The 24,106-nt window shown below is 62.9% G+C and carries 22 protein-coding genes; 10 read left to right on the top strand and 12 right to left on the bottom strand.

What is annotated here, in order from left to right:
- Window positions 1-103 precede the first annotated feature (103 nt).
- The 5 genes from pheA to LU493_RS10360 all read left to right on the top strand — a co-directional run bounded on the left by pheA (window position 104) and on the right by LU493_RS10360 (window position 6,705).
- Complete coding sequence (gene pheA, locus LU493_RS10380) at window positions 104-1,195, top strand: prephenate dehydratase (protein ID WP_275287722.1); 1,092 nt, start codon at window positions 104-106, stop codon at window positions 1,193-1,195.
- Between the two features lie 2 nt (window positions 1,196-1,197).
- Complete coding sequence (locus LU493_RS10375) at window positions 1,198-3,456, top strand: bifunctional prephenate dehydrogenase/3-phosphoshikimate 1-carboxyvinyltransferase (RefSeq protein WP_275287721.1); 2,259 nt, start codon at window positions 1,198-1,200, stop codon at window positions 3,454-3,456.
- Entirely contained in the window at window positions 3,453-4,142 is a 690-nt protein-coding gene (gene cmk, locus LU493_RS10370) for a (d)CMP kinase (RefSeq protein WP_275287720.1), read from the top strand. Before LU493_RS10375 ends, cmk begins: the two co-directional genes overlap by 4 nt.
- A gap of 179 nt (window positions 4,143-4,321) precedes the next feature.
- The gene (rpsA, locus tag LU493_RS10365) at window positions 4,322-6,001 is read left to right on the top strand and encodes a 30S ribosomal protein S1 (protein WP_275287719.1); all 1,680 of its coding nucleotides are present in this window, start codon (window positions 4,322-4,324) and stop codon (window positions 5,999-6,001) included.
- A 317-nt stretch (window positions 6,002-6,318) separates the two neighbouring features.
- A complete protein-coding gene (locus LU493_RS10360) occupies window positions 6,319-6,705 on the top strand; it encodes a histone-like nucleoid-structuring protein, MvaT/MvaU family (RefSeq protein ID WP_275287718.1) in 387 nt (128 codons plus the stop codon).
- Between the two features lie 179 nt (window positions 6,706-6,884).
- Here LU493_RS10360 and LU493_RS10355 read toward each other — a convergent pair whose 3' ends face one another.
- Window positions 6,885-7,670: a helix-turn-helix transcriptional regulator gene (locus LU493_RS10355; protein WP_275287717.1), complete on the bottom strand. Its 786-nt coding sequence runs from the start codon at window positions 7,668-7,670 to the stop codon at window positions 6,885-6,887.
- Between the two features lie 401 nt (window positions 7,671-8,071).
- Here LU493_RS10355 and LU493_RS10350 point away from each other — a divergent pair, with 401 nt between their 5' ends.
- Window positions 8,072-8,344, top strand: coding sequence for a hypothetical protein (locus tag LU493_RS10350; RefSeq protein WP_275287716.1), 273 nt, complete (start codon window positions 8,072-8,074; stop codon window positions 8,342-8,344).
- 10 nt (window positions 8,345-8,354) lie between these two features.
- On the opposite strand, the gene LU493_RS10345 is transcribed toward LU493_RS10350, so the two are convergent.
- The 4 genes from LU493_RS10345 to LU493_RS10330 are packed head-to-tail and all read right to left on the bottom strand — an operon-like array spanning window position 8,355 to window position 11,003.
- Window positions 8,355-9,227 carry a DNA replication terminus site-binding protein gene (locus LU493_RS10345; RefSeq protein ID WP_275287715.1) on the bottom strand — a complete coding sequence of 291 codons (873 nt, stop codon included), beginning with the start codon at window positions 9,225-9,227 and terminating at the stop codon, window positions 8,355-8,357.
- 5 nt (window positions 9,228-9,232) lie between these two features.
- Window positions 9,233-9,466: a DNA gyrase inhibitor YacG gene (yacG, locus tag LU493_RS10340; RefSeq protein WP_275287714.1), complete on the bottom strand. Its 234-nt coding sequence runs from the start codon at window positions 9,464-9,466 to the stop codon at window positions 9,233-9,235.
- 54 nt (window positions 9,467-9,520) lie between these two features.
- Window positions 9,521-10,150 (bottom strand): dephospho-CoA kinase, encoded by a 630-nt coding sequence (coaE, locus tag LU493_RS10335; RefSeq protein ID WP_275287713.1) that lies wholly within the window; start codon window positions 10,148-10,150, stop codon window positions 9,521-9,523.
- Between the two features lies 1 nt (window position 10,151).
- The gene (locus tag LU493_RS10330) at window positions 10,152-11,003 is read right to left on the bottom strand and encodes a prepilin peptidase (RefSeq protein ID WP_275287712.1); all 852 of its coding nucleotides are present in this window, start codon (window positions 11,001-11,003) and stop codon (window positions 10,152-10,154) included.
- A gap of 145 nt (window positions 11,004-11,148) precedes the next feature.
- Between LU493_RS10330 and nagZ the strand changes: the two genes are divergently transcribed.
- A complete protein-coding gene (nagZ, locus tag LU493_RS10325) occupies window positions 11,149-12,162 on the top strand; it encodes a beta-N-acetylhexosaminidase (RefSeq protein ID WP_275287711.1) in 1,014 nt (337 codons plus the stop codon).
- A gap of 32 nt (window positions 12,163-12,194) precedes the next feature.
- Window positions 12,195-12,773, top strand: coding sequence for a hypoxanthine-guanine phosphoribosyltransferase (locus tag LU493_RS10320; RefSeq protein ID WP_275287710.1), 579 nt, complete (start codon window positions 12,195-12,197; stop codon window positions 12,771-12,773).
- A 44-nt stretch (window positions 12,774-12,817) separates the two neighbouring features.
- Here the strand turns inward: LU493_RS10320 and LU493_RS10315 are convergent, their stop codons facing one another.
- The 4 genes from LU493_RS10315 to rarD all read right to left on the bottom strand — a co-directional run bounded on the left by LU493_RS10315 (window position 12,818) and on the right by rarD (window position 17,733).
- Window positions 12,818-13,357: a response regulator transcription factor gene (locus tag LU493_RS10315; protein WP_275287709.1), complete on the bottom strand. Its 540-nt coding sequence runs from the start codon at window positions 13,355-13,357 to the stop codon at window positions 12,818-12,820.
- A 29-nt stretch (window positions 13,358-13,386) separates the two neighbouring features.
- Window positions 13,387-14,658 (bottom strand): ATP-binding protein, encoded by a 1,272-nt coding sequence (locus LU493_RS10310; RefSeq protein WP_275287708.1) that lies wholly within the window; start codon window positions 14,656-14,658, stop codon window positions 13,387-13,389.
- A gap of 247 nt (window positions 14,659-14,905) precedes the next feature.
- Complete coding sequence (locus tag LU493_RS10305; protein WP_275287707.1) at window positions 14,906-16,618, bottom strand: SulP family inorganic anion transporter; 1,713 nt, start codon at window positions 16,616-16,618, stop codon at window positions 14,906-14,908.
- A gap of 206 nt (window positions 16,619-16,824) precedes the next feature.
- Window positions 16,825-17,733, bottom strand: coding sequence for an EamA family transporter RarD (rarD, locus tag LU493_RS10300; RefSeq protein ID WP_275287706.1), 909 nt, complete (start codon window positions 17,731-17,733; stop codon window positions 16,825-16,827).
- 124 nt (window positions 17,734-17,857) lie between these two features.
- Between rarD and LU493_RS10295 the strand changes: the two genes are divergently transcribed.
- Together LU493_RS10295 and LU493_RS10290 are read left to right on the top strand one after the other, a co-directional pair.
- Window positions 17,858-18,673: an amidohydrolase gene (locus LU493_RS10295; RefSeq protein ID WP_275287705.1), complete on the top strand. Its 816-nt coding sequence runs from the start codon at window positions 17,858-17,860 to the stop codon at window positions 18,671-18,673.
- The gene (locus LU493_RS10290; protein ID WP_275287704.1) at window positions 18,673-19,374 is read left to right on the top strand and encodes a pseudouridine synthase; all 702 of its coding nucleotides are present in this window, start codon (window positions 18,673-18,675) and stop codon (window positions 19,372-19,374) included. The genes LU493_RS10295 and LU493_RS10290 overlap by 1 nt, the downstream gene beginning before the upstream one ends.
- A gap of 54 nt (window positions 19,375-19,428) precedes the next feature.
- Here the strand turns inward: LU493_RS10290 and LU493_RS10285 are convergent, their stop codons facing one another.
- The 3 genes from LU493_RS10285 to LU493_RS10275 all read right to left on the bottom strand — a co-directional run bounded on the left by LU493_RS10285 (window position 19,429) and on the right by LU493_RS10275 (window position 24,105).
- A complete protein-coding gene (locus tag LU493_RS10285; protein WP_275287703.1) occupies window positions 19,429-21,177 on the bottom strand; it encodes a GGDEF domain-containing protein in 1,749 nt (582 codons plus the stop codon).
- Between the two features lie 245 nt (window positions 21,178-21,422).
- Window positions 21,423-23,027, bottom strand: coding sequence for an ABC transporter ATP-binding protein (locus tag LU493_RS10280; RefSeq protein WP_275287702.1), 1,605 nt, complete (start codon window positions 23,025-23,027; stop codon window positions 21,423-21,425).
- The gene (locus LU493_RS10275) at window positions 23,020-24,105 is read right to left on the bottom strand and encodes an ABC transporter permease (protein WP_275287701.1); all 1,086 of its coding nucleotides are present in this window, start codon (window positions 24,103-24,105) and stop codon (window positions 23,020-23,022) included. The genes LU493_RS10280 and LU493_RS10275 overlap by 8 nt, the downstream gene beginning before the upstream one ends.
- Between the last annotated feature and the right edge of the window lies 1 nt (window position 24,106).

The following is a 24,106-nucleotide window of genomic DNA, read 5'->3' as shown; positions in this document are numbered from 1 at the left end:
CCGGCTTCCGGCTTCCGGCTTCCGGCTTCCGGCTTCCGGCTTCCGGCTTCCGGCTTCCGGCTTCCGGCTTCCGGCTTGATAATTTGATAATCAGGGGAAAACGATGAGTGACACCCCCAAGGAACTCGAGGGGCTGCGTCAGCGTATCGACCAGCTCGATTCCGACATCATGCGCTTGATCAGCGAGCGCGCCGAGTGTGCTCGCAATGTGGCCGAGATCAAGACCCAGGACGATCCCAAGGCGGTTTTCTACCGCCCCGAGCGGGAAGCCCAGGTGCTTCGGCGTATCATGGAGCTCAACGACGGCCCGCTGGATAGCGAAGAAATGGCACGGCTGTTTCGCGAGATCATGTCCGCCTGCCTGGCACTGGAACAGCCGGTCAAGGTGGCCTATCTGGGGCCGGAAGGCACTTTCACTCAGCAGGCAGCGCTCAAGCACTTTGGCGAAAGCGCGGTCAGCCTGCCGATGGCGGCTATCGATGAAGTCTTCCGGGAAGTGGAGGCCGGGGCCGTCAACTATGGGGTGGTGCCGGTGGAAAATTCCACCGAAGGGGTGATCAATCACACCCTGGATTCCTTCATGGATTCGGGCATGCGCATCTGCGGCGAGGTCGTGCTGCGTATCCATCATCACCTGCTGGTGTCCGACAATACGCGGCGGGACAAGGTGTCGCGGATCTACTCCCACCCTCAATCCTTCGCGCAATGTCGCAAGTGGCTGGATGCCCATTATCCGCAGGCCGAGCGTGTGCCGGTGTCGTCCAATGCCGAGGCGGCCCGGTTGGTCAAGACCGAGTGGCACAGCGCCGCCATCGCCGGCGACATGGCCGCCAAGCTCTACGAGCTGACGCGCATCGCCGAGAAGATCGAGGATCGCCCCGACAACTCCACACGGTTCCTGATCATCGGCAATCAGGATGTCCCGATGTCAGGGGACGACAAGACCTCGATCGTGGTGGCCATGCGTAACCACCCGGGGGCGCTGCATGATCTGCTGGAGCCCTTCCATCGCCATCAGATCGATCTGACGCGTCTGGAAACGCGGCCGTCGCGTAGTGGCGTCTGGAACTACGTCTTCTTCATCGATTTCAAGGGGCATCGCGCCGAACCACGCGTCGCCGCGGTGCTCGAGGAGATCCAGCTGCGGGCCGCCGAGCTCAAGGTGCTCGGTTCTTTTCCGATGGGCGTGCTCTAGGCATGGCGCATGAGGTTCGTGAACCCCGGTTGCTGATCGTCGGTCTCGGCCTGATCGGAGGCTCCCTGGCAGCCGCTTTGCGCGCCGCCGGGGCCAAGGGAGAGATTCTCGCCTGCGACCCGGATGCCGACGAGATCGCCAGGGGCATCGAGATGGGATTGATCGACCGGGGCGGTACCTGCCTGGCAGCATTGCTCGATGACGTCAGCTTGATCGTGCTGGCGGTGCCGGTGCTGGCCATGCGGGATGTGCTCGGAACGCTGGCGGAGCAAGGCGTGGCAGGTGATCCTTCGGTGGTGATCACCGATGTCGGCAGCACCAAGGGCGCCATTCGTGAAGCGGCCGAGGCAGCCTTCGGTAGTCTGCCGAACAATCTAGTGCTGGGCCATCCCATCGCAGGATCCGAAAAGAGCGGGGTGGCGTCATCCGACGCTCGCCTCTACATGGGGCACAAGGTGATCCTGACGCCGAGTGCGACGACTGCACCGGATGCCGTTGCCCGAGTAAGGCGTCTTTGGCAGGCCGCCGGGGCCGAGGTGCTGGAAATGGAAGTGGAACACCACGACCAGGTCCTGGCTCGCACCAGCCATCTGCCTCATCTGTTGGCTTTTTCATTGGTGGATACCCTGGCGCGCCAGGATGATCGGCTGGAGATATTCCGTTATGCCGCCGGTGGCTTTCGTGACTTCACCCGTATCGCCGGCAGTGATCCCGTGATGTGGCGCGATATCTTCACTGCCAATCGGCATGCGGTGCTGACCGCCCTCGATGATTTTGAAGCGGGGCTTGCCTGCTTGCGTCGGGCTGTCGCCGACAGTGATGCCGATGCCATGCTGTCGACCTTTGATCGCGCCAGTCATGCCCGGCGCTACTTCGATTCTTTACTGAACCAGAGCAGTTATCAGGCGGAGTACCAGATGCAAGAACAAGCGACGTTGCGCTACCGGGCCGGTCCCGGTGGTGAAGTCAGGGGGCGCATTCGCGTGCCTGGCGACAAGTCGGTCTCTCACCGTGCCATCATGCTCGGTGCCCTGGCGGAGGGGGTGACCGAGGTGTCGGGCTTTCTCGAGGGCGAGGATAGCTTGGCGACCCTGCAGGCGTTTCGCGAGATGGGCGTCGCCATCGAAGGGCCGCACCAGGGGCGGGTGACGATTCATGGGGTCGGCCTGCATGGCTTGAAGGCGCCGTCGGGGCCTCTCTATGTCGGCAATGCCGGCACGGCCATGCGACTATTCGCGGGGCTTCTGGCGGGACAGTCGTTCGATACCGAACTGACCGGCGACGTCTCCTTGACCAAGCGCCCCATGGGACGGGTTGCCGATCCGTTACGCGAGATGGGAGCGGTGATCGAGACCGCTGAAGGCGGACGCCCACCTCTCAAGCTGCATGGTGGAAAGGGACTCAAGGGCATCACCTACGACATGCCGATGGCCAGTGCTCAGGTGAAGTCCTGCCTGCTGCTCGCCGGCCTGTATGCCGAGGGCGAGACACGAGTACGCGAGCCGGCGCCGACCCGCGATCATACTGAGCGCATGCTGGGCGGTTTCGGTTATCGAGTGGATCGTGAGGGCGATACCTGCTGGCTCGAGGGAGGAGGCGCGCTGACCGCTGCACCCATCGATGTACCCTCCGATATTTCCTCGGCGACCTTTTTCCTGGTGGCGGCGGCGATCACGCCGGGGGCCGATCTGGTGCTCGAGCACGTCGGTGTCAATCCGACCCGCATCGGCGTGATCAATATCCTGCGCCTGATGGGCGCCGACCTGCGTCTCGAGAACGAACGCGAGGTCGGCGGCGAGCCGGTGGCCGATCTGCGCATCCGTTACGCACTGCTCAAGGGTATTGACATTCCTGTCGACCAAGTGCCGTTGGCCATCGACGAGTTCCCGGCGCTGTTCGTCGCCGCTGCCAACGCCGAAGGCGTGACGCGTCTGCGCGATGCTGCCGAGTTGAGAGTCAAGGAATCCGACCGGCTCCAGGCGATGGCCGATGGCTTCTCGATACTGGGCGTCGAGCACCGACTGTATGAGGACGGTATCGATATCGTCGGGCAGGGCGGAGAAGGGCCGAGCTATGGCGGTGGTCGGGTCGACAGCCTGGGTGATCACCGCATTGCCATGGCCTTTACGGTGGCGGCGTTGCGAGCGAATGCGCCGATCACTGTCGATGACTGCGCCAATGTGGCGACGTCTTTCCCCGGTTTCATCGATCTGGCGCGGCGCGTGGGGCTGACCATCGAGGCGCAACAGGAGGATGCATGACCGAACAGGCCGTGGTGCTGACCATCGATGGGCCGGGAGGCGCCGGCAAGGGCACGATCAGTCGACTCGTCGCCGAGCGCCTGGGATGGCATCTGCTCGATAGCGGCGCGCTCTATCGGCTCACCGCCCTGGCAGCGCTTCGTCATGGAGTCGCGCTGGATGACGAACCGGCCCTGGCGCGGATCGCCACCGGTCTCGACGTGGTGTTCCTTGCCGAGGGCGGGGAAGGACGAGTACTGCTCGAGGGGCAGGAGGTGACCGGCGATATTCGCACCGAGCGAGTCGGCGATGCCGCCTCGCGGGTAGCCGCACTGCCCGACATCCGCACTGCCCTGTTGCAGCGTCAGCGGGATTTTCGTCAGTCCCCAGGTCTGGTGGCCGATGGCCGTGACATGGGAACAGTGGTCTTCCAGGATGCGCCACTCAAGATCTTTCTCACCGCCTCGGCGGAGGAACGCGCGAGGCGACGACACCTGCAGTTGCGAGAGGCTGGGGTGGATGCTAGTCTATCGAGTCTTCTAAAGGAGATTCAGGCACGCGATGCACGGGATATGCAGCGCAGCGTGGCGCCACTGGTGCCGGCCGATGATGCCGTCACACTGGATACCACGAGCCTGACGATACCGGAAGTGGTGGATCGGCTGACGGCATTGCTGGCCCGAGAGGGCCTGGCGCCGGATGCCTGAAACTCCCTTGCGGCGCCTTCGGCAAGATGTGATGACGTGGAGGGGCATTTATTTCCGTGAGCCCGTCCAGGTCGAACCAGCGCCAACATCCCCGAGGGTAGTCTGAAATGGCCCGCACTCGCTGGTGGTGCGGAGGAAAGCGGCCCAGGCCGCACTCACGTTGATCACGTAGGAACATCATGAGCGAAAGCTTTGCTGAACTGTTTGAACAGTCTCTCCAGGACATCAACATGGAGCCGGGCGCCATCGTCGCGGCTGCCGTTGTCGACATCGAAGGTGACTGGGTCACCGTCAATGCCGGCCTGAAGTCCGAAGGTCAGATCCCCGCGGCTCAGTTCCGCGATGAAAACGGCGAACTGACCATCGCCGTCGGCGACGAAGTGCACGTCGCTCTGGAAGCCGTTGAAGACGGCTTCGGTGAGACCCGTCTGTCTCGCGAGAAAGCCAAGCGCGCCGAGGCGTGGAAGGTTCTGGAAGCTGCCTTCGAGAAGGAAGAGATCGTCAAGGGCGTGATCAACGGCAAGGTCAAGGGCGGCTTCACCGTCGACGTGGATTCCATCCGCGCCTTCCTGCCGGGCTCTCTGGTCGATGTGCGTCCGGTGCGCGACACCACGCACCTCGAGAACAAGGAACTCGACTTCAAGGTCATCAAGCTCGATCCGAAGCGCAACAACGTGGTGGTTTCCCGCCGCGCCGTGCTCGAGGCCGAGAACAGTGCCGAGCGCGAAGCGCTGCTCGCCACGCTGCAGGAAGGCCAGCAGATCATCGGTATCGTCAAGAACCTGACCGACTACGGTGCCTTCGTCGATCTGGGTGGTGTCGATGGTCTGCTGCACATCACCGACATGGCCTGGAAGCGCATCAAGCATCCCAGCGAAATCGTGGCCGTCGGTGACGAGGTCAACGTCAAGGTTCTGAAGTTCGACCGCGAGCGCAACCGCGTTTCTCTGGGCCTGAAGCAACTGGGCGAAGATCCGTGGGTCAACATCAAGGATCGCTACCCGGAAGGCACCAAGGTGCATGCCACGGTCACCAACCTCACCGACTACGGCTGCTTCGCCGAGCTGGAAGAGGGTGTCGAGGGCCTGGTCCACGTGTCCGAAATGGACTGGACCAACAAGAACATCCACCCCTCCAAGGTCGTTCAGGTCGGTGACGATGTGGACGTCATGGTGCTGGATATCGACGAGGAGCGTCGTCGTATCTCGCTGGGCATCAAGCAGTGCACCGCCAACCCCTGGGAAACCTTCAACGCTCAGTACAACAAGGGCGACCGGGTATCCGGTACCATCAAGTCGATTACCGACTTCGGTATCTTCATCGGTCTGGAAGGCGGAATCGACGGTCTGGTTCATCTGTCCGACATCTCCTGGACCGAAGGTGGCGAGGAAGCCGTCCGCCAGTTCAAGAAGGGCGATGAGGCAGAGGCTGTCATTCTGTCCATCGATCCCGAGCGCGAGCGCATCTCGCTGGGTATCAAGCAGCTCGATACCGATCCGGTTGCCGAGTTCCTGGCCGTCAACGACAAGGGGTCCATCGTCACGGGCCGTGTTGTCGAGGTCGATGCCAAGGAAGCTCACGTCGAGCTTGCCACCGACGTCGTCGCCGTGCTGAAAGCCTCCGAGATCAGTGCTGATCGCGTCGAGGATGCTCGCAATGCTCTGAACGAAGGCGATAGTGTCGAGGCACGCATCGTCGGTGTGGACCGTAAGAATCGTCAGATCAACCTGTCCGTCAAGGCCAAGGATCAGGATGACACGCGTCGTAACATGAGCAAGCTGCGCGAGCAGGACGTCGAGGGAGGAGATGCTCCGACCACCATCGGCGATCTGATCAAGCAGCAGATGGGGCAGGATTGATCCACCGGCGCTAGCGTTCGCCGAGTCCCATCTCGACACCGCCCCTCACGGGGCGGTGTTTTTTTGTGTGTTGCGCGCATGAGAATGCTTTATATGTACGACGGGAGGTCTCAATAAAGTTAGCGGTATTTCCGGGCGCTCAAGCGACATATATTTTAACTGTCTCTTATATTATAAGGCGGGAACTCATGGCGTCGGCGAGTGTCTCTTCGAGGAGTTAAGGGAAACTCGAAAGCGAGAGTTGCTCATTGTGTGATTAAACGCGATAATAACAATTGTCCCGTAACGTCCCATCCCGTAAATCAAGGAATATTTAGATGTCTTCACTGCTCAGTAACTACATGCAGAAGGAAGAGCAGCTCAAGCAGCTGCAGGCCGAGCTGGAAAAGCTCGAGAACGACGAACGCCTCAAGGCGGAGCTCGAGTTCAAGAACAAGCTGCAGGCGCTCATGGATGAATTCGGCAAGAGTGCGGCAGATGTGATCGAGCTGCTCGGTCCCAAGACCGGTAGCGGCGGTAGTGCGGCCAAGAGTGCTGCGGCTGGCACGGGTGGTCGGCGCAAGCGCAAGCTGAAGATCTACAAGAACCCCAATACCGGCGAAGTCGTCGAGACGCGCGGCGGTAATCAGAAGACGCTCAAGAGCTGGAAGGATGAATTCGGTGCCGATACCGTTGAATCCTGGCTGGTTCGCGTAGAAGACTGATCACGTCTTGATGCCTTGCCTGAAGGCTGGAAAGCGTCAGGCGAAGCGGAAGTCCTGACGGTACGAAAAGCACTGCCCTTGCGAGTGGCAGTGCTTTTTTCGTTTCAAGGGGGTGGTCAGCTCTATGACACACTGGTCGGTCATTTTCTTGGAGTGGTGAGGTCGCAACGCGCTGGTGATCAGCGTAATGGAATGCGCAGTTTCCATCCTTCTGCCCGAGGAATGATATGGGGGGGCTCTCCGCTGAGGGCTTCGCCTTCGCCCGAAAGACTACGGTAACTCATGAAGCGCATGGCTTCGCTGAGCTGGCAGGCGGTATTCAAGTGCAGGTGGGCATGGCGCTGCCGTGGCAGCTGGATGAGCCGGAACGTCGGGGGGAGCGCCAGATCCTGAGCGCTGGCGGGATCGATCTGAACGCCGATATCGAAGCGTGGCAACTCATTGCCCAGTGTCTCGTCCTGCAGGATCGCGATGGGGACGGTCTTGTCGAGTGCCTGGATCTCCGAGGGGACGGCCTTGAGGTATTGCTGCCACTCGCGCGAGTCATCCAGGGCCAGGGGCGTGTTGTAAAGGCGCGTCAATACAGCATGGTTCGGCGGCAGCTCGTCGATATGGTAGGCGAAGCTGGCCTGGCCTTGCTGCTGAATGCAGAGATCGAGCTGTCGTTGCTGTCGATAGCGTCGGGGGGTCTTGCCATGGTATTTCTGGAAGGCGCGCGTGAAGGCCGAGTGATTGCGATAGCCGCAGGTCGAGGAGATAGTCTTCACGCTCAGGGGCGTCTGGACCAATAGCCTGGCTGCCTTGGCGAGCCTGAGCTGGTCTCGATAGACCCCCGGCGACAGGCCAAATACATCGCGAAAGCGGCGTCGGATCTGCGAGGGAGAGTAACCCATGCGGTGAGCCAGTTCTTCGAGCCCCGATGCGGTACCCAGTGTATCCTGCAGCCAGATCTCGGCCCGTATCATCTCGTTTCTCATTGTCTGGCCCTGCGTAGGTCGTCCGTCATCCGTGAACCCGACTCGCGGTCATGCAAACGTTGTCCGTGAGTGCTGTATACGACCCCTACGGGTGCTCTGGTCAAGCGATATGGCATGAAATGGTTGGGTTAGTGCCTGATAATCAATGCCCTTTATGCCGTTAAAATACGGTTAAGGCAAGTTTTCTTAGGAAGGATGAGCGATTTGGCATACTATGTGAGAGCTTTCTCTCATCATCCGAGGCTAGGCAACAACTGGTGATAGTTGCGGTCCAAGCGGGTATACTGACGCCCTGTGCCTTGCCAGGCTATGGTCAATGCCATCTTCCTTTCGCGGTTTTACCTGGAACCGATCGGTAGCGAATGAAATATCAGAATTCACGAAAACCCATGGATGAGCGTGAGAAATTACGCAAGTTCCGTGAGCTTGATGACGCCTTTGCGCAGGCGTTGCGTGAGCTCGAGCAACCCGACAGTGCTCTGGATATCCCCACTGGCCCCCCGGTACGTTCCTTGGCGGCCCTGGACGAGGAAGAGCGGCAGCGCGAGCGTGAAGCTACGTTCGAGCATCGACTCAAGGCGTTGATGCAGGACTACGCCCAGCCAGCGGACAGCGTCAGCCACCTCCTGGAAACCTTGAAGGCCCTGGGCAAGATTGCCTGATCCTAACTGACTACCTGTCCCGATACCGATAGACCCGCAGGCTGGGCAGTAGCGGAGCCTCCTCGAGGCGCACATCGCTACGCTTGGCTCTGGTGCGCTGTTCGGGAGGGCATGACGAGGGCTGATTGATATCCGGAAGTCGGCCATTCGTCGCCGGTACAAACAAGGGCAGGGCAACGTTCATCGCCAGCCGGGAATGGCCGTCTTCGAGCGGTTCTCGAAAGAACAGATTGGCACGCATCAAGGGGGCCTGGGGTTGCACTTGGGCCAAGGGCTCACTGTCGGGCAATCCCGCCAGGGTACGTAATTGGATGCGGATATGATCCGCGTCGCTATCCAGTGCCAGCAACATGCGTTCGGCGTCCCGGACGCTCAGGCGCTTGATGGAGCGCCCACTGGTGTACCAGGCCAGCCGAATGCGAGACACTTCAGCCGGTGCCACGGGGATGGCTCTCCAGCATTGCTTGAGATGAAGTCGTGCCAGGCCGACACCGCGTAGATGATCATGCAGGGCTGGGTGGCGAAAGGGCATCACGGCCTTGATCTCGGGGATCAGGCTTGGTACCTCACGGCGTATTTCGGCAAACTGCTCGGCGAGGATTCGCTTGGCGGCATTGACGGCGTCGAGCTTCTTCATGACGGCTTCATTCGCGGCGACCAGGCCAATGTAGCTGCGGGTGCTGCGGCCGTCCTGCCCCTCCTGATACCAGAAGTCGAGCAATGCCCGGTGCAACCAGGCGGCATCTGCCCGGGGCGTATCGAAGGACCAGGCATCGGCGTTGGAAAGACGCCAGGTGTCGACCAGGGCCTCGGCGCGCTCGACCAGGTCATCGAACGCGGCTTCCAGTTCTGCCAGTAACCGGTATTCCGGAGCCTGTGTCATCAGTGTCACGTCAACGAGTCGTCACGGTCGGCGCGGGCCAGCATGGCGTCGATATCGGTCTCATCCATGGAAGGCTCGCCAGCGATGCGATGCGACTCATCCGCCCAGGCGCCCAGGTCCAGTAATCGGCAACGCTTGCTGCAGAAGGGACGGTAGGGGTTGTCCTTCGTCCAGAGAACCTTCTTGCGGCATTGGGGACAGGCGATTTCCAGGGGGCGGTCTGCATGGGATTCGGACATGGGGAAAATTCTCGTCGCGGGTGGCGGTGACGGATCAATGACAAGGATGACGAATCAGCGGGTCGGGGGCAATCCGCCGGGAGTGCGATACTGCCGATCGAGCTCGGCGACCCGGTCGGCCAGGTGCTGCTCGTTGCCATCGTTGGTCAGGATATCATCGGCCCGGGAAAGACGTTCGTCGCGAGGCATCTGAGCCGCCACGATGGCACGTGCCTGGGCTTCGTCGACCCCGTCGCGGCGGGCGGTGCGTTCGATCTGCAGTGACTCGGGGACATCGATGACCAGGCAGCGGTCGACCAGCTCGCGCTGACCGGATTCGAACAGCAGCGGCGAGACCAGCAGACCATAGGGTACATCGCCTTGGCGAAAGCTCGCCAGGCGTTCACCGAGTCTTGCCCGAATGCGAGGGTGGGTGACCGATTCCAGCCAGCGGCGCTCGGCTTCGTCGGCGAAGATGATGTCACGCAGGGCGCGACGATCGAGGCTGCCATCTTCGAGCAGTATGTCTGCGCCATGGCGCCGGCGGATCTCGTCCAGCGCCGGCTCGCCCGGCGCGACGATGTCCCGAGCGATGTCATCGGCATCTACCCAGGGAATCCCGTATCGGGCGAAGGCGCGTGCCACCGTGGACTTGCCCGAGGCGATGCCGCCGGTGACGCCGATGATAAGGGGCCTTGATGTCATGTCATGAGATCCATTGCAGGTACAACGCCATCAGTGGCTCGCCGGCCAGCAACATTATCCAGCCGGCGAGGGCGAGCCAGGGACCGAACGGTATGGGCTGACTGCGTTTCCGGGGGTCGAGGGCCTGGGTCACCAGGCCGAACAGGGCGCCACCTGCCGCGGACAGGATCAACAGCAAGGGCAGATAGGGCCAGCCGAGCCAGGCGCCCAGTGCCGCCATCAACTTGAAGTCGCCGTGGCCCATGCCGCGCTTGCCCGTCACACGCTGGAAAAGTCCATGAAAGCCCCATAGCGACACATAGCCGATCATGGCGCCGAGGACGGCATTCGGCAAGCCGAAAGGCTGGAAAAGCAGGTGATAGAGCAGGCCCGCCCAGAGCAGCGGCAGGGTGAGAATGTCCGGCAATAACTGCAATCGCAGGTCGATTACCGCCAGGGCGAGCAGGGTCAGACAGGCACCGAGGATGAAGGCTGCTTCCAGGGTGGGGCCGTGAAGCGCCAGGACCGCCAGCGTGAAGAGACCACCGGCGAGTTCCACCAGAGGGTACTGGAGGCTGATCGGCTTTCGGCAATGGGCGCAGCGGCCACGCAGTCCGAGCCAGCCGATCAGTGGCAAATTGTGTCGCCAGGCGATGGGCGCCTCGCAACGTGGGCACATCGAGGAGGGGCCGAGAAGATCGAAGCGTGGCGACGATTCCGGCTCGAGCGACAGGGCCGCCCGGGCTTCGGCGCGCCAGTTGCGCATCAGCATTACCGGCAGGCGGGTAATGACCACGTTCAGGAAGCTGCCGAGGCTAAGGCCCAGAAGTGCGGCGAGCGGCCAGAGCAGAAACGTGGGGAGGGTGCCGGGCATGAAGTTCTCCTTCCGTGGTGTCCCTGCCCGCATTGTACGGACAATGTCAGGGGGCTGTCCGCCTCGCTGGCACGAATCTGGACGGGCTGTCGCGTCGCGGCGGGATGGTCTAGAATCTGGCCCTCATCTCGTCAGGAACGCGACCATGACCCAGACGCTCGGACCGGTGATGCTGGACCTTGAGGGCCCTCGGCTGCGCCGCGAGGAGCAGGAGCTTCTCGGGCACCCTTCGGTAGGGGGGATCATCCTGTTCGGCCGCAATGTCGAGGATGCCGCACAGGTGCGTGAACTCTGCCAGTCGATCCGCCAGGTCCGTCCCGAGCTGCTGTTGGCCATCGATCAGGAAGGTGGTCGGGTGCAGCGCCTGCGTCAGGGGGTGACACGCCTGCCGTCGATGGCGCGCCTGGGCCGTGAATACGAGGTTGCCCCTGAGGTTGCCCGGCGCCTGTGTCAGGATGCCGGCTGGTTGCTCGGCATGGAAATGGCGGGTTGCGGGCTGGATTTGAGCTTCGCTCCGGTGCTTGATGTCGACAGTGGCGTCTCTTCGGTCATCGGCGATCGAAGTTTCGGCGGCTCGCCGGAAGCGGTAAGCGGGCTGGCCGGCGCCTTCATCGAGGGGCTTCACGAAGCCGGCATGGCCGCCGTGGGCAAGCACTTCCCCGGCCATGGCGGCGTCGCCGCCGATTCTCACCATGAGCTGCCCGTGGACGAGCGCTCCCTGGCGGACCTGCGTGCCCGTGACCTGATCCCCTTCCGCACCCTGGCGTCGCGCCTGGATGGCATGATGCCGGCGCATGTGGTCTATCCCGACTTCGATGACCGTCCGGCGGGATTTTCCCCGGCATGGCTCGGCATGCTGCGTGAAACCCTGGGATTCAAGGGGACGATCTTCTCGGACGACCTGAGCATGGCCGGGGCGAGCTCCGCCGGCACGCCGGCCGATCGAGCTCGCCTGGCCCTGGAGGCGGGGTGCGATACCCTGTTGGTATGCAATGACCGACAAGCTGCCCTCGAGGTGCTGGAAGCCTGCCGAGGACGGACCTCAAAACGAACCGCCAGGTTGCGTTACGGCCGTGCACGTCCCGATCTCGACGCCATGAGCGCACTGGCGCGCTGGCGTCGTGTACATGCGCGCCTCGAAGCCATGGCCGCCGACTGACCTCCTTTCGACACTGCAACAACGAGCCTTCGATGCCTAAACTCGATGCCGATGCCCTTCCGTCCCTGGCCGACATGCGTGCGGTCATGGATAGCGCCGATTGCCTGATTTCCCAGCAGGAGATCGAGCGTGCTCTGGACCGCATGGCCGAAGAACTGACCCGCGATCTCGGAGACAGCCTGCCGGTCTTCTACTGCGTCATGAACGGGGGCTTGATCACTACCGGGCACCTGCTGACCCGCCTGGGCTTTCCCCTCGAAGTCGACTACCTGCATGCCACCCGCTATCGCGGCGGTACTCGCGGTGGGGAGCTATTCTGGCGCGTATCGCCGGAGATTCCCATGGCGGGTCGGCACGTGGTGATCGTCGACGATATCCTCGATGAAGGAGCGACCCTGGCTGCCATACTCGATTACTGTCGGGAGGCCGGTGCGGCGAGTGTCGCCACGGCGGTGCTCGTGGACAAGCGGCATGATCGCAAGGCAGTACCCGGACTCAAGGCCGACCATTGCGGCCTCGAGGTTGCCGATCGTTACGTGTTCGGCTATGGCATGGACTACAAGGGATACTGGCGCAACGCGCCGGGCATCTTCGCGCCGAAGGGCATGTAACGCGAGAGCGGCCGGCACCGTTGCCAGATACTTTCAGAAAGTGCCTAGTGCCTGACCGGCCGCTTCTGCAACTTGCGCTGCAGGGTACGGCGGTGCATGCCGAGGGCCCGCGCGGTAGCGGAGATATTGCCGTCGTGCTCCTGCAGCACCTTCTGGATGTGTTCCCAGGTCAGGCGGTTGATCGAGGGGGGTGTGTCCGCCACTTCGGCTTCCGGGTCGCCTTCCTCCCGGGATAGCGCCGCCAACACTTCGTCGGCGTCGACCGGCTTGCACAAGTAGTTGACGGCGCCGAGCTTGATGGCTTCGACGGCGGTGGCGATGCTCGAATATCCCGTCAATACCACCACGCGGCAATCCGGCACCAGTTCCAGCAACTCCGGCAACAGCTTGAGCCCCGATTCGTTCTCCAGCTTGAGATCCAGGGTCGCGAACGCCGGGCGGTAGCGGTGCGCCAGATCCAGGGCCTCGGCACCGTCGTGGGCCACCAGGACCTCGAAGTTGCGTCGTGTCATGGCACGATGCAGTACATGGCGAAACATTTCGTCGTCGTCGACGACCAGCAGGCGTTGGGGTGTCTCTCGCATGATGCTCGGGTCCTCCTTCGGGCGTCGGTTCAGGCCGAAGTGTCGTTACGGGGCAGGCTGACCTCGGTCAGGGTGCCGCCTTGCGGATGATTGTACAGGCTCACGCCTCCGCCGAAGCGGTTGATGGTGGCGTGGGTCAGAAACAGGCCGATGCCGAGCCCCTTGCTCTTGGTGGAGACGAAGGTGTCGCCGAGTTGATCGGCGATCGACAGGGCGACGCCAGGGCCATGATCGCGTATGTCGATGACCACTTCCTCGATGTTCCAATCCATGTGAACGACGATATCGTTGGGGTTGGCGTCGGCGGCGTTGTTGAGCAGGTTGGTCAAGGCCTGATCCAGGGTGGCGTCTACGGCCAGCTTGGGTTGACCGCGTCGCTCGGCGACTTCGAGGCGATGGTCGACATCGGGACGCAGTACCAGCCAGCGCTGTACCACGCTGTGCAGCCACTCCTTGGCATCTCGTACTTCGGCGTTGGCCATGCGACGGCGGTCCGCGTTGTCGACCAGGTGGCGTAGACGCGTCTTGCAGGTGTCGACCTGTTCACGGAGCAGGTCGATGTCCTTTTCCAGACGGGTATCGCCGGCGGCGTCCTCGCGCATTTCGCTCAGCAGTACCGCCATGGTGGATAGCGGTGTACCCAGTTCATGGGCGGTGCCGGCGGCCTGGGTCGCCACGGCAAGCACCTGCTCGTTGCGCAGCGCCGACTCCCGAGTGCGCGACAGCGACTGTTCACGATTGCGCAGTGCGCGCGCCATCTTGTAGATGAAGAAGGTCACCAGCCCTGCCGAGAGGGCGAAGTTGAGCCACATGCCCAGGGTATGCAGGTTGATCCAGCTATCGGCGTGGGGCATGCCGAGTTGCGGTACCGGATGGTAGAAGAACATCAGGAAGCTGTACCCGGCCATGCCGGTGGCAGCGACTGCCCAGGCATGGCGCCAGGGCAGGGTCGCGGCGGCGATGGTCACCGGCACCAGGTAGTAGCCGATGAAGGGATTGGTGGAGCCGCCGATGAGGTAGAACAGCAGTGTCAGGCCGATCATGTCGGCGAGCAGATGGGTGAGGTATTCGCCGTGCGTCACGGCCCGGGGGCGGCCCAAGCGCCACCAGGTGCCGATGTTGATCAGGCTCATCACTGCCATCACCGCGACCACCGCGGGGATATCGAGTGCGAACCCGAGTCCGGCGATGCCGATGATGACGCCGATCAGAAAGCCGGTCCAGGTGATGCCCCGGACGATGGTCAAGCGGACCAGGTTGCGGTTCGGGGTGGACAGCGGCAGTGGCAGGGGGGCTTGCATGGTCGCTCCGCGATCGAGACAGGCTTCGATGATAACCGATCATGCCTTGTCGTGACCCTGTATCCAGGCGCGACGCTCTGTCGCCCCCCATGCCGTGGCTGGTGGCACGCGGAGTGAAACCGCCGTTTGCCGGGGTATGGCCCGCGCGTCCTGGCGGTCTGGAATGTTTGGAGGAATCGACGATCCTTCAAGGATCACGCGGGCTCCGTCTTGCGTCGTCTGGCCTCTCGAGGTGCCACTCTCGGCCTCACGCTTCCCGTCGTTTCAATTCGCTCCAGGCGGCGTAGGTGCTCAGGAAGACGCGACCGGACAAGTCATCGAGGAAGTGGCTCTTCTTGAGACGGTCCATTACCGGCCCCTTGACCTCGGCCAGGTGCAGGGTGACGCGTGAATCCTTGAGGCGAGCGTTGATGGCGTCGAGGCTTTCCAGCGCCGAGGCATCGATCAGGTTCACCGCCGAGCAGATCAGTACCACGTGCTCCAGTTCCGGACGGCTGGCCACCAGGGTATAGACGGTATCCTCCAGGTAGCGAGCATTGGCGAAGTAGAGGCTTTCGTCGACGCGCAGCAGTGCCAGATGACTCAGGGTCTCGGCACTGTGCCGGGTGACGCTGCGGAAGTGCTCGGTACCGGGGATACGGCCCACCAGGGCACTGTGAGGGCGGCTCGTGCGGTACAGGAAGAGCGCGATGGAGAGAGCGACGCCGCTGATGATGCCGGCCTCGACGCCCTCGATCAGTGTCAACAGCATGGTCAGGGCCATGGCCGAGAAATCGCTGCGCGAATAGCGCCAGGTCTGCCGGATCAAGGGGATGTCCACCAGGGTCAGCACGGCCACGATGATGGTGGCGGCGAGTGTGGCGACGGGCAGGTGACGCAGCAGCGGGGTCAAGGCCAGGGTGACCAGGGCGATGCCAATGGCGGCGAAGGCGCCGGCCATGGGGGTTCGGGCACCGGACTCGAAGTTGATCACGGTACGCGACAGGCCGCCGGTGACCGGCATGCCGGCAGAGAGGGCGGCAGCGATATTGGCGCCGCCCAGGCCGAGCAGTTCCTGGTTGGGCGAGATGCGTTCGCGGCGCTTGGCGGCCAGCATCTGTGCCATGGAGATCGATTCCACGAAGCCGACCACACTGATCAGCAGGGCCGGCACCAGCAGCTCCCGCCACAGCGGCAGGTCGATCGTCGGAAAGGTCAGGGGAGGCAGGCCTCCTGGCACGTCGCCGACCACATCGACACCCAGGCCTCCTAGGTCCAGCCACCAACTGAGCAGGGTGGTGATGATGACGGCGAACACCGGGCCGGCCCTGGCGCAGAGCGCGGCCAGCCCCCTGGACATGCCGATCGCCATCAAGGCGCTCCTGCCGTAACGTCGCATGACGACAAGAAAGGCCAGACAGCCGGTGCCCAGAGCGAGCGTCGGCCAGTGCAGTGCATCGAGATGCGAGACCAGCCCCGTCAGTAGTGAAAGGGCCGTATAGCCCGAGACATCGATGCCGAACAAGTGGGTGAGCTGGCTGATGGCGATCAATAGGCCCGAAGCGGAAAGGAAGCCACCGATCACCGGGTGGCTGAGGAAGTTGGCGAAGAAGCCGAGGCGCAAGATGCCCATGACCAGCAGCATCGCCCCGGACAGCAACGACAGCGTGAGGGCCGCATCAAGATAGGCCGGCGAGCCCGGCGGCGCCACGCCGGAGAGGGCCGCACCGGTCATCAGGGCGATGATCGCCACCGGTCCGACGGCCAGGGTGCGACTGGTGCCGAGCAGCGTATAGGCCAGCAGCGGCAGGATGCTGGCGTACAGCCCGACGACTGCCGGGAGACCGGCGAGGATGGCGTAGGCCAGCGACTGGGGGATTACCATGACGGTGACGATCACGCCCGCCAGCAGGTCGGCACCGAACAGGCGGCGGGTGTAGTGAGGGAGCCAGGTCAGTATCGGGAGATATTTCTTGAGCATCCGGGCCAGTCGCAGGTGGGAGAATCAGGGAGCGAGAACATCTGACAGACTAAACGATCCGCCGGTCATGGTCAGCGTCAGCGCATCAGGAAGCGTTCACGTCTCGAGTTCGACTGGGGGCGAGACGGTATCGAGCCCGGCCGATGGGCCTGATCGACGAACCGGATCGGTGGGGCTGTCGTCCCGACGGGGCCATCACGATGGTATCAGGTTTCATTTGCCTCCCTCGGACGGCCTTGCCAGGCCGTCCAGGAGTAGAGGGCCAGGCTGCACCAGATCAGGATGAAGGTCGCCAGCTGCGTCGGCGCCAGGGGTTCGTTGAACACCAGCAGGGCGATCAGGAACTGGATGCTCGGGTTGAGATACATCAGAAACCCCAGGGTGGCCAGGCGCAGACGACGTGCGGCGCCGGCGAAGGCCAGCAGAGGCAATGCGGTGATCACGCCGCTGGTGATCAGCAGCAGTGTGCTGCGATGATCGGCCAGGAAGTGGGATAGCCCCGCCTCGCTGAGCCAGGCGAGTGCCAGCAGGCCGAGTGGCATCAGCAGCAGAGTCTCGACGAACAGGCCGGAGAGGCCATCCAGCGGCACTTGCTTGCGCAGCAGTCCATAGGTACCGAAGGACAGTGCCAGAGCCAGACTGATCCAGGGCACCTCGCCGAGCATCACCAGCTGGATGATGATGGCGATGCCGGCCATGGCCACGGCGACCCCCTGCAGGCGGTGCATGCGTTCGCGCAGTACCAGCAGGCCGAGCGTCACGTTGACCAGGGGCGTCAGAAAATAGCCGAGACTCGCCTGGAGCACCTGGCGGCTTTCCACGGCATAGATGTAGAGCCCCCAGTTGAGCCCGATCAACACCGCACAGGCCAGTACCCGACCGAGTCGACGCGGGTGGCGCAGGGCCTCGGTGACCGGTGACCAGCGACGCAGCAGGGTGACCAGCCCCACCAGGAACACGCAGGACCACAGGACTCGGTGGATGAGTACCTCATAGGCGGGGATGCCCTCGAACAAGGCAAAGAAGAGCGGGAAGCATCCCCACATCAGGTAAGCCGCGAGGCCGAAGCCGACCCCCTTGCCGGCGTCGGGGGAGACGGTTTGATTCCTTGGCATGTTAAGCTTCCTAAGAATGTCCGACCTATCATAGGGCCGGTATCGCTTCGATGCCATGGCTGCGCGATGCCGGTGTCTCGGTTAGGCTGAATACCAACCCTGGTCCCGATGATGGAGTCTCTGTATGAGCGAGCTGCGAACGACCCTGGTGCAGTGCGATCTGCGCTGGGAAGATCCCGATGCCAACTGCCGGATGCTCGAGGAGACGCTGGGCGCCCTTGACGGCGATCAGACCGACCTGATCGTGTTGCCGGAAATGTTCGCCACTGGGTTCACCATGAACTCCAGGGAAATGGCCGAACCCATGGACGAAAGCGCGACCGTCGCCTGGCTGCGTGACCAGGCCGTGCAGCGTGGTTGCGTGGTTACCGGCAGCGTGGCGGTGGTCGAGGGAGGCGATTATTTCAATCGTCTGGTCTGGGCGCGACCTGACGGCAGCCTGGTGAACTACGACAAGCGCCACCTGTTTCGCATGGCCGGTGAGCACGAGCGTTATGCCATGGGCCATGAGCGGGTGATCGTCGAGCTCAAGGGGTTCCGGATTCTGCTCAGTGTCTGCTACGACCTGCGCTTTCCGGTATGGCTGCGCCAGCAGCCGGCTCCCGGTGAACACTTCGAGTATGATGCCTTGCTGTGCGTCGCCAACTGGCCGGCGCCGCGTCGTCACCCCTGGCGCGTGCTGTTGCAGGCGCGTGCGGTGGAGAATCTGTGTCCGGTGATCGGCGTCAACCGTGTCGGCGAAGATGCCAAGGGGCTCGGCTATGCGGGCGACTCCATGCTGCTCGATGCGAAGGGCGAGGCACTGATCGATGAACCCGAGGGCCTGCCTTTCATGAAGACCGGGACACTGTCGCTGGAGGACCTGCAGGCTTTTCGCGAGAAGTTTCCCGCCTGGCAGGATGCCGATCATTTCACCCTGTCGGACGGAGTCGGTGACTGATGCGATTGGATCGCTTTCTGGCGGAAAGTACCGACCTGACTCGCGGCCTGGCCAAGCGGGCCTTGATTCGCGGCGAGGTCACTGTCAATGGTGAGCTGGAGAAGAAGGCGGCTCGGCACGTGGGGGAAACCGACCGGATCGTCTGGCTGGGCGAGACCCTGTCCCTGGTCGGGACGCGCTATATCATGCTTCACAAGCCTGAAGGCGTGGAGTGCACGGCTCGGCGAGGCCTTTATCCGCGCGCGGTGGATCTGCTCGATGTCCCCAAGCTCGAGCGCTTGCAGCCTGTCGGGCGGCTCGATGTCGAAACCACGGGGCTCTTGCTGATCACCGATGATGGAAAGTGGTCGCATCGTATCACCTCGCCGCGCCGACGTTGCCCCAAGGCCTATCTTGCCCATCTGGCCCGCCCCCTCGATGGCGACGCGGCCGGGCGCGCGGTGGCAGCCTTCGCCGAAGGGATCGAGCTCGAGGGAGACGACACGCCGACTCGACCGGCCGAACTGACCTGCCTGGATGCGCACCGCGTCAGATTGGTCATCGACGAGGGGCGCTACCATCAGGTCAGGCGCATGTTTGCCGCCATCGGTAACCATGTCGAGTCCCTGCATCGCGAATCGGTGGGTGAGTTGATGCTCGATGACACTCTGGCGCCGGGAGAGTGGCGTGAGTTGAGTCCCGAAGAAGTGGCGTTGTTCTGAGAGGAAAGCATCCGAGCGAGGCCTGACGTTTCGTTCGTGGGCCATCCACTGATCTCAGGCGTAGATGTGGGTTCGGGCCCTGCCTGCATGCTTGGCGGTATAGAGTGCCTTGTCGGCGAGCCCGACAAGCGCCAGGGGGTCGTCGGCATGCAGGGGATAGGATGCGATGCCGCAGGAGATGGTGACGGTGCCCACCGGCGTCTCCTGATGATGATGGACGGTGCAGGCCAGCGTTTCGAGCAGGGCCTGGGTTCGTTCCTGGACGTCACTGGCCTCGGTGTCATGCATGAGCACGGCGAACTCTTCACCGCCCAGTCGGCAGATTACGTCGGCTTCCCGGAAATGTTGTGTCAGGCGGCTGGCGATGGCCGCCAGGACGCTGTCACCTGCCTCATGGCCATAAAGGTCGTTGATCCGCTTGAAGTGATCGATATCGATCATCACCAGGGTCAATGGATAGCCCTGTCGTCGTGCCTGGGCAGCGGATTGTTCCAGTAGTTCGGCGAAGTAGCGACGATTGTGCAGCCCGGTGAGGGGATCCGTGTAGGAAAAGGTCTCGAGCCGCTTTACCAGGGTCTGCAGCTCACCGGTCCTTTGGGCCACCTCCTGTTCCAGGCGCAAGTTGAGGCGCTTGAGTTCCTTGTGGGTGCGGCTGTACTCGAACAGCGAGATGGCCACGATGGCCAGGACGAAGATCAGGGCACCGATGCTGACCGGTACTCGCCACCACGGGAGCACGCCGTGGGCCACGGCCATATCGGCCACCAGGAGCAGCCCGAAAAGCGCGTGACTGGCCAGAATGGCTTTCTGTTCTGCATCAAGCTGGCGCAGGCGTGGTGCGATGATCGTCGTCAGCAGGCCGAGGCTGACGACCAGCAGGAGATCGAAGACGGGAAAGGTGGTGGAGAGGTTGACCCATCCCGTCAGGGCCGCGCCCAGTGCCGCGAGCAGATAGAGCAAATGGCATTGCCAGATGCGCCGGATCAGTCGCGTCCGGGTATCGGTGTACCAGTGTTCCAGCAGCAGGCCGATGGCGACCGGCAAGGTGTAGTAGCCACAGGCGGAGAGGTAGTCCCATAGCAAGGGGCGATCAATCAGCATCTGACTGGCCTGCGTATCGGCCAGAATCATGATCCCCGAGGCGAACGCGAACAGGGCGACGGGGGCGAAATTGTAGCGTGTGCCAGTCTGGATCACGTTGAAGACGCCAGCCAGCAGGGCGAGCAGTAGACAGAGAAGGCCGATGATCAGGTCGACGGCCGAGTGTCGAAGCAGATAGCCGAACAGGTCGGCGCGCTCCATGAGCTTTATTTCCCCCCACAGGCCGATATCGGTGTAATCGGAGTAGACGCGAAAATAGAGCGGCTTGCCGGCGAAATCCCGGGGGAGCTCGATCATGTGCCATGGCCAGCCTGCGAAGCGACCTTCGCCACGCTCATCGAAATCGCCGTAGCGGTAGATCCGCTGTCCTTCCAGGTAGACCTCGGTAAGAAGGTCGACACTGTAGATATAAAGCACGGGGTCTCGCCATTCGCCGTCCGTCGGCAGGACCGTGCGGAACCAGGCATGTCGCTGCCCATCGCGGTCAGGGGGATTGGAAGGGAAACCGATGGCCTGCCAGGCGGTATCGTCGGGTGGGCCGCTGACCCAGGCCGGTGTCCCTGTCCCGTCGAGGGGAGAGTCCCCCCAACGATATTCCCAGTCATCCGTCAACGAGATGGTCGAGGCCTGGGCCGACGCCAGAAGGCAGAGCAGGAACAGCGCTAGCATGACCCGCCACGACAGACAGATGAATTGGCGCATATGGCGTTCTTCGACCCTTGGCTCCCTTCGGGCCAGTATAGGCGCGACCATGGGAGGTCGAGCTGTGCAGATTTAACGGTCGGGGCGATGGCCGATAGAACGCTTTCTATTTATACCGTTATCTTTTGCCGGCAACACGAATCATCATGGCGACTGGCGAGAAGGCACGGGTCAGGGAGTGGATTCGTCCGCGGCTCGCCGAGCATTCGGGAAAAGCCCCGAAGCCGCGTTCAACATGAACCCCATCACTGTTGAAGGTCTTGCAGGCGCTCTCGGAGACCTGCGGCCTCCACCAGGGCCTTCGTATAGTCCGTGGCGGGGTGTTCGAGCACATCGAGACAGTCGCCGCTTTCCACTACCTCACCATCCTTGAGCACCAGGATGCGATGCGCCATGGCGCGTACCACGGCCAGGTCGTGACTGATGAACAGGTAGCTGATGCCGCGCCGACACTGCAGTTCTCGCAACAGGCTGACGAGTTGTGCCTGGACGCTGCGGTCCAGGGCCGAGGTCGGTTCGTCCAGCACGATCAGTTCGGGCGCCATGATGATGGCTCGGGCGACCGCGATACGCTGGCGCTGGCCGCCGGAGAACTCGTGTGGATAGCGGGAAGCGCACCCTTCGGGAAGGCCGACTTCTTTCAAGGTGTCGGTGACGCGCTGTTCCACCTCGTCGGCGCCGAGTTCGGGATGGTGGAAGCGCAGTCCCTCGCTGATGATGTCGGACACCGGCATGCGAGGCGAGAGCGACCCGAAGGGATCCTGGAAAACGACCTGGAAGCGCCGTCGCTGGCGTCGTATATCGCCACCACGCAACTGGTCCAGCCGGATACCGTCGAAGTCGAGGGTGCCGCGACAGGGGACGAGACGCAGCAATGCCTGGGCGAGCGTACTCTTGCCGGACCCCGATTCACCGACGATGCCAAGGGTTTCGCCGGGAGCTACCTGCAGATCCAGTGGCTTGACCGCCTCGAAGGGTGCGGGGCGACGCTGAAAGAGTCGTTTCGGACGCTGGAAGCTCACGCCGATGCCGCGAGCATCGAGCAGCGATGCCCGGGTGGCGACGGGGGCGGGACGACCGCCCGGTTCGGCATCCAGCAGCGTACGGGTGCAGGGGCTTTGTGGCGAGACGAATACCTCGTCGACGGTACCGGTTTCCTGGGCGCGCCCCTGGTGCATGACACACACGCGGTCGGCGTGTCGGCGTACCAGGTTGAGGTCGTGGGTGATGAACAGCATCCCCATGTCCTGCTCATCGCGCAGCTCGGCCAGCAGGGCAAGAATTTCGCGCTGCACCGTGACGTCCAGTGCCGTGGTCGGTTCGTCGGCGATCAACAGTCGAGGGCCATTGGCGATGGCCATGGCGATCATGACTCGCTGGCGCTGTCCCCCGGACAGCTGGTGGGGCCAGGCCTCGAGCAGCTCTGTCGCACGTGGCAGGCGTACGCGTTCGAGCAGCTCGTGGCATCGTCGACGCGCGGCCTGGCCTGTCAGACCCTGGTGCAGTCGCAGAACCTCACCGATCTGCTTGCCGACGTTATGCAGGGGATTGAGGGAGGTCATGGGCTCCTGGAAGACGAAGCCGACTCGTCCCCCTCTGACGCGTCGCCAGTCTCGTTGCGACAGGCCGGTCAGATCGAGGCCATCGAGCCGGCGTCCGCCGCTTAGCGACGCATTGGCGGGCAGCAGTCCCAGTGCGCCCAGTGCCGAGATGGACTTGCCGGAACCGGATTCGCCGACCAGGGCCAGAGTCTCGCCGCGTCGTACGTCAAGGGACAGCGATTCGACCACCGGAATGCCGTCGAAGGCGATGGTCAGGTCATCGAGCTGGAACAGGGGCTGGTCAGGCATCGTGCGGAATCCTCGAGCCGGCGGGGCGGGTACCGGCATGCTGGATATGACGGGGATCGAAGGCGTCTCGCAGGCCCTCGCCGATGAAGACCAGCAGCGAGAGCATGATCGACAGGGTCATGAAGGCCGTGATGCCGAGCCAGGGGGCCTGGAGGTTGTTCTTGCCCTGGGCGACGAGCTCACCCAGCGAGGGCGACCCGGGCGGCAGGCCGAAGCCGAGAAAGTCCAGGGCGGTCAGTGTGGTGATGCCGCCGGTGAACAGGAAGGGGATGAAGGTCAGGGTGGCCACCATGGCATTGGGCAGTACATGGCGCCACATGATCAGCCGCGATGGCAAGCCCATGGCCCGGGCGGCGCGAACATACTCGAGGTTTCGGGCTCGCAGGAACTCGGCACGCACCACGTCGACCAGTCCCAACCAGGAGAACAGCAGCATGATGCCGAGCAGCCACCACAGGTTGGGCTCGACCATGCTGGCCAGGATGATCAACAGGAACAGCACCGGCAAGCCCGACCAGATCTCGGTGAGGCGCTGTCCGACCAGATCGATCTTGCCCCCGAAATATCCCTGGACGCCGCCGATCAGAACGCCGAGGGCGATGGAACCGGCAGTAAGCACCAGGGCGAAGATCACCGACAGCCGAAAACCGTAGATCACCCGGGCCAGGACGTCGCGGCCCTGATCATCGGTACCCAGCCAGTGCTCGACGTCCGGCGGCGATGGCGCGGGATGACTCAGCGTCATGTCCAGGGTGTCGTAGGAATAGGGGATGGGAGCCCAGAGCATCCAGCCGTCTTCCTCGATGGCCTCTCGCGTATAGGCATCGCGATAGTCCGCCGGCGTGGGCAGGAAACCGCCGAATTCGGTATCGGGATAGTCGACGAGCAACGGGACATACCAGTCGCCCTGATACTGCATCAGCAGCGGCTTGTCGTTGGCCACCAGCTCGGCGCCCAGGCTGATCACGAACAGCACGAGGAATACCCATAGCGATACCCTGGCGCGACGATTCTGCCGAAAGACCTCGAGCCGGCGACGGGTGATGGGAGACAGGCGAGAAGTGGAAGCACGCGTCATG

Origin of the sequence: Halomonas elongata, from assembly GCF_029081005.1 — a bacterium.
GTDB classification, from domain to species: Bacteria; Pseudomonadota; Gammaproteobacteria; order Pseudomonadales; family Halomonadaceae; genus Halomonas; species Halomonas elongata_B.
Note: the sequence above shows the minus strand (reverse complement) of the source record. Positions and strands in the feature narration are given on the sequence as shown.

Excerpts from the sequence above, each read along its gene's own strand:
- cmk (WP_275287720.1), top strand. The coding sequence starts at position 3,453 with ATGACCGAACAGGCCGTGGTGCTGACCATCGATGGGCCGGGAGGCGCC.
- LU493_RS10285 (WP_275287703.1), bottom strand. The coding sequence starts at position 21,177 with ATGCGCCAATTCATCTGTCTGTCGTGGCGGGTCATGCTAGCGCTGTTC.
- LU493_RS10295 (WP_275287705.1), top strand. The coding sequence starts at position 17,858 with ATGAGCGAGCTGCGAACGACCCTGGTGCAGTGCGATCTGCGCTGGGAA.
- pheA (WP_275287722.1), top strand. The coding sequence starts at position 104 with ATGAGTGACACCCCCAAGGAACTCGAGGGGCTGCGTCAGCGTATCGAC.
- LU493_RS10305 (WP_275287707.1), bottom strand. The coding sequence starts at position 16,618 with ATGCTCAAGAAATATCTCCCGATACTGACCTGGCTCCCTCACTACACC.
- LU493_RS10350 (WP_275287716.1), top strand. The coding sequence starts at position 8,072 with ATGGATGAGCGTGAGAAATTACGCAAGTTCCGTGAGCTTGATGACGCC.
- LU493_RS10320 (WP_275287710.1), top strand. The coding sequence starts at position 12,195 with ATGCCTAAACTCGATGCCGATGCCCTTCCGTCCCTGGCCGACATGCGT.
- LU493_RS10360 (WP_275287718.1), top strand. The coding sequence starts at position 6,319 with ATGTCTTCACTGCTCAGTAACTACATGCAGAAGGAAGAGCAGCTCAAG.
- coaE (WP_275287713.1), bottom strand. The coding sequence starts at position 10,150 with ATGACATCAAGGCCCCTTATCATCGGCGTCACCGGCGGCATCGCCTCG.
- LU493_RS10375 (WP_275287721.1), top strand. The coding sequence starts at position 1,198 with ATGGCGCATGAGGTTCGTGAACCCCGGTTGCTGATCGTCGGTCTCGGC.
- LU493_RS10290 (WP_275287704.1), top strand. The coding sequence starts at position 18,673 with ATGCGATTGGATCGCTTTCTGGCGGAAAGTACCGACCTGACTCGCGGC.
- yacG (WP_275287714.1), bottom strand. The coding sequence starts at position 9,466 with ATGTCCGAATCCCATGCAGACCGCCCCCTGGAAATCGCCTGTCCCCAA.
- LU493_RS10310 (WP_275287708.1), bottom strand. The coding sequence starts at position 14,658 with ATGCAAGCCCCCCTGCCACTGCCGCTGTCCACCCCGAACCGCAACCTG.
- nagZ (WP_275287711.1), top strand. The coding sequence starts at position 11,149 with ATGACCCAGACGCTCGGACCGGTGATGCTGGACCTTGAGGGCCCTCGG.
- rpsA (WP_275287719.1), top strand. The coding sequence starts at position 4,322 with ATGAGCGAAAGCTTTGCTGAACTGTTTGAACAGTCTCTCCAGGACATC.
- LU493_RS10355 (WP_275287717.1), bottom strand. The coding sequence starts at position 7,670 with ATGATACGGGCCGAGATCTGGCTGCAGGATACACTGGGTACCGCATCG.
- LU493_RS10345 (WP_275287715.1), bottom strand. The coding sequence starts at position 9,227 with ATGACACAGGCTCCGGAATACCGGTTACTGGCAGAACTGGAAGCCGCG.
- rarD (WP_275287706.1), bottom strand. The coding sequence starts at position 17,733 with ATGCCAAGGAATCAAACCGTCTCCCCCGACGCCGGCAAGGGGGTCGGC.
- LU493_RS10275 (WP_275287701.1), bottom strand. The coding sequence starts at position 24,105 with ATGACGCGTGCTTCCACTTCTCGCCTGTCTCCCATCACCCGTCGCCGG.
- LU493_RS10315 (WP_275287709.1), bottom strand. The coding sequence starts at position 13,357 with ATGCGAGAGACACCCCAACGCCTGCTGGTCGTCGACGACGACGAAATG.
- LU493_RS10280 (WP_275287702.1), bottom strand. The coding sequence starts at position 23,027 with ATGCCTGACCAGCCCCTGTTCCAGCTCGATGACCTGACCATCGCCTTC.
- LU493_RS10330 (WP_275287712.1), bottom strand. The coding sequence starts at position 11,003 with ATGCCCGGCACCCTCCCCACGTTTCTGCTCTGGCCGCTCGCCGCACTT.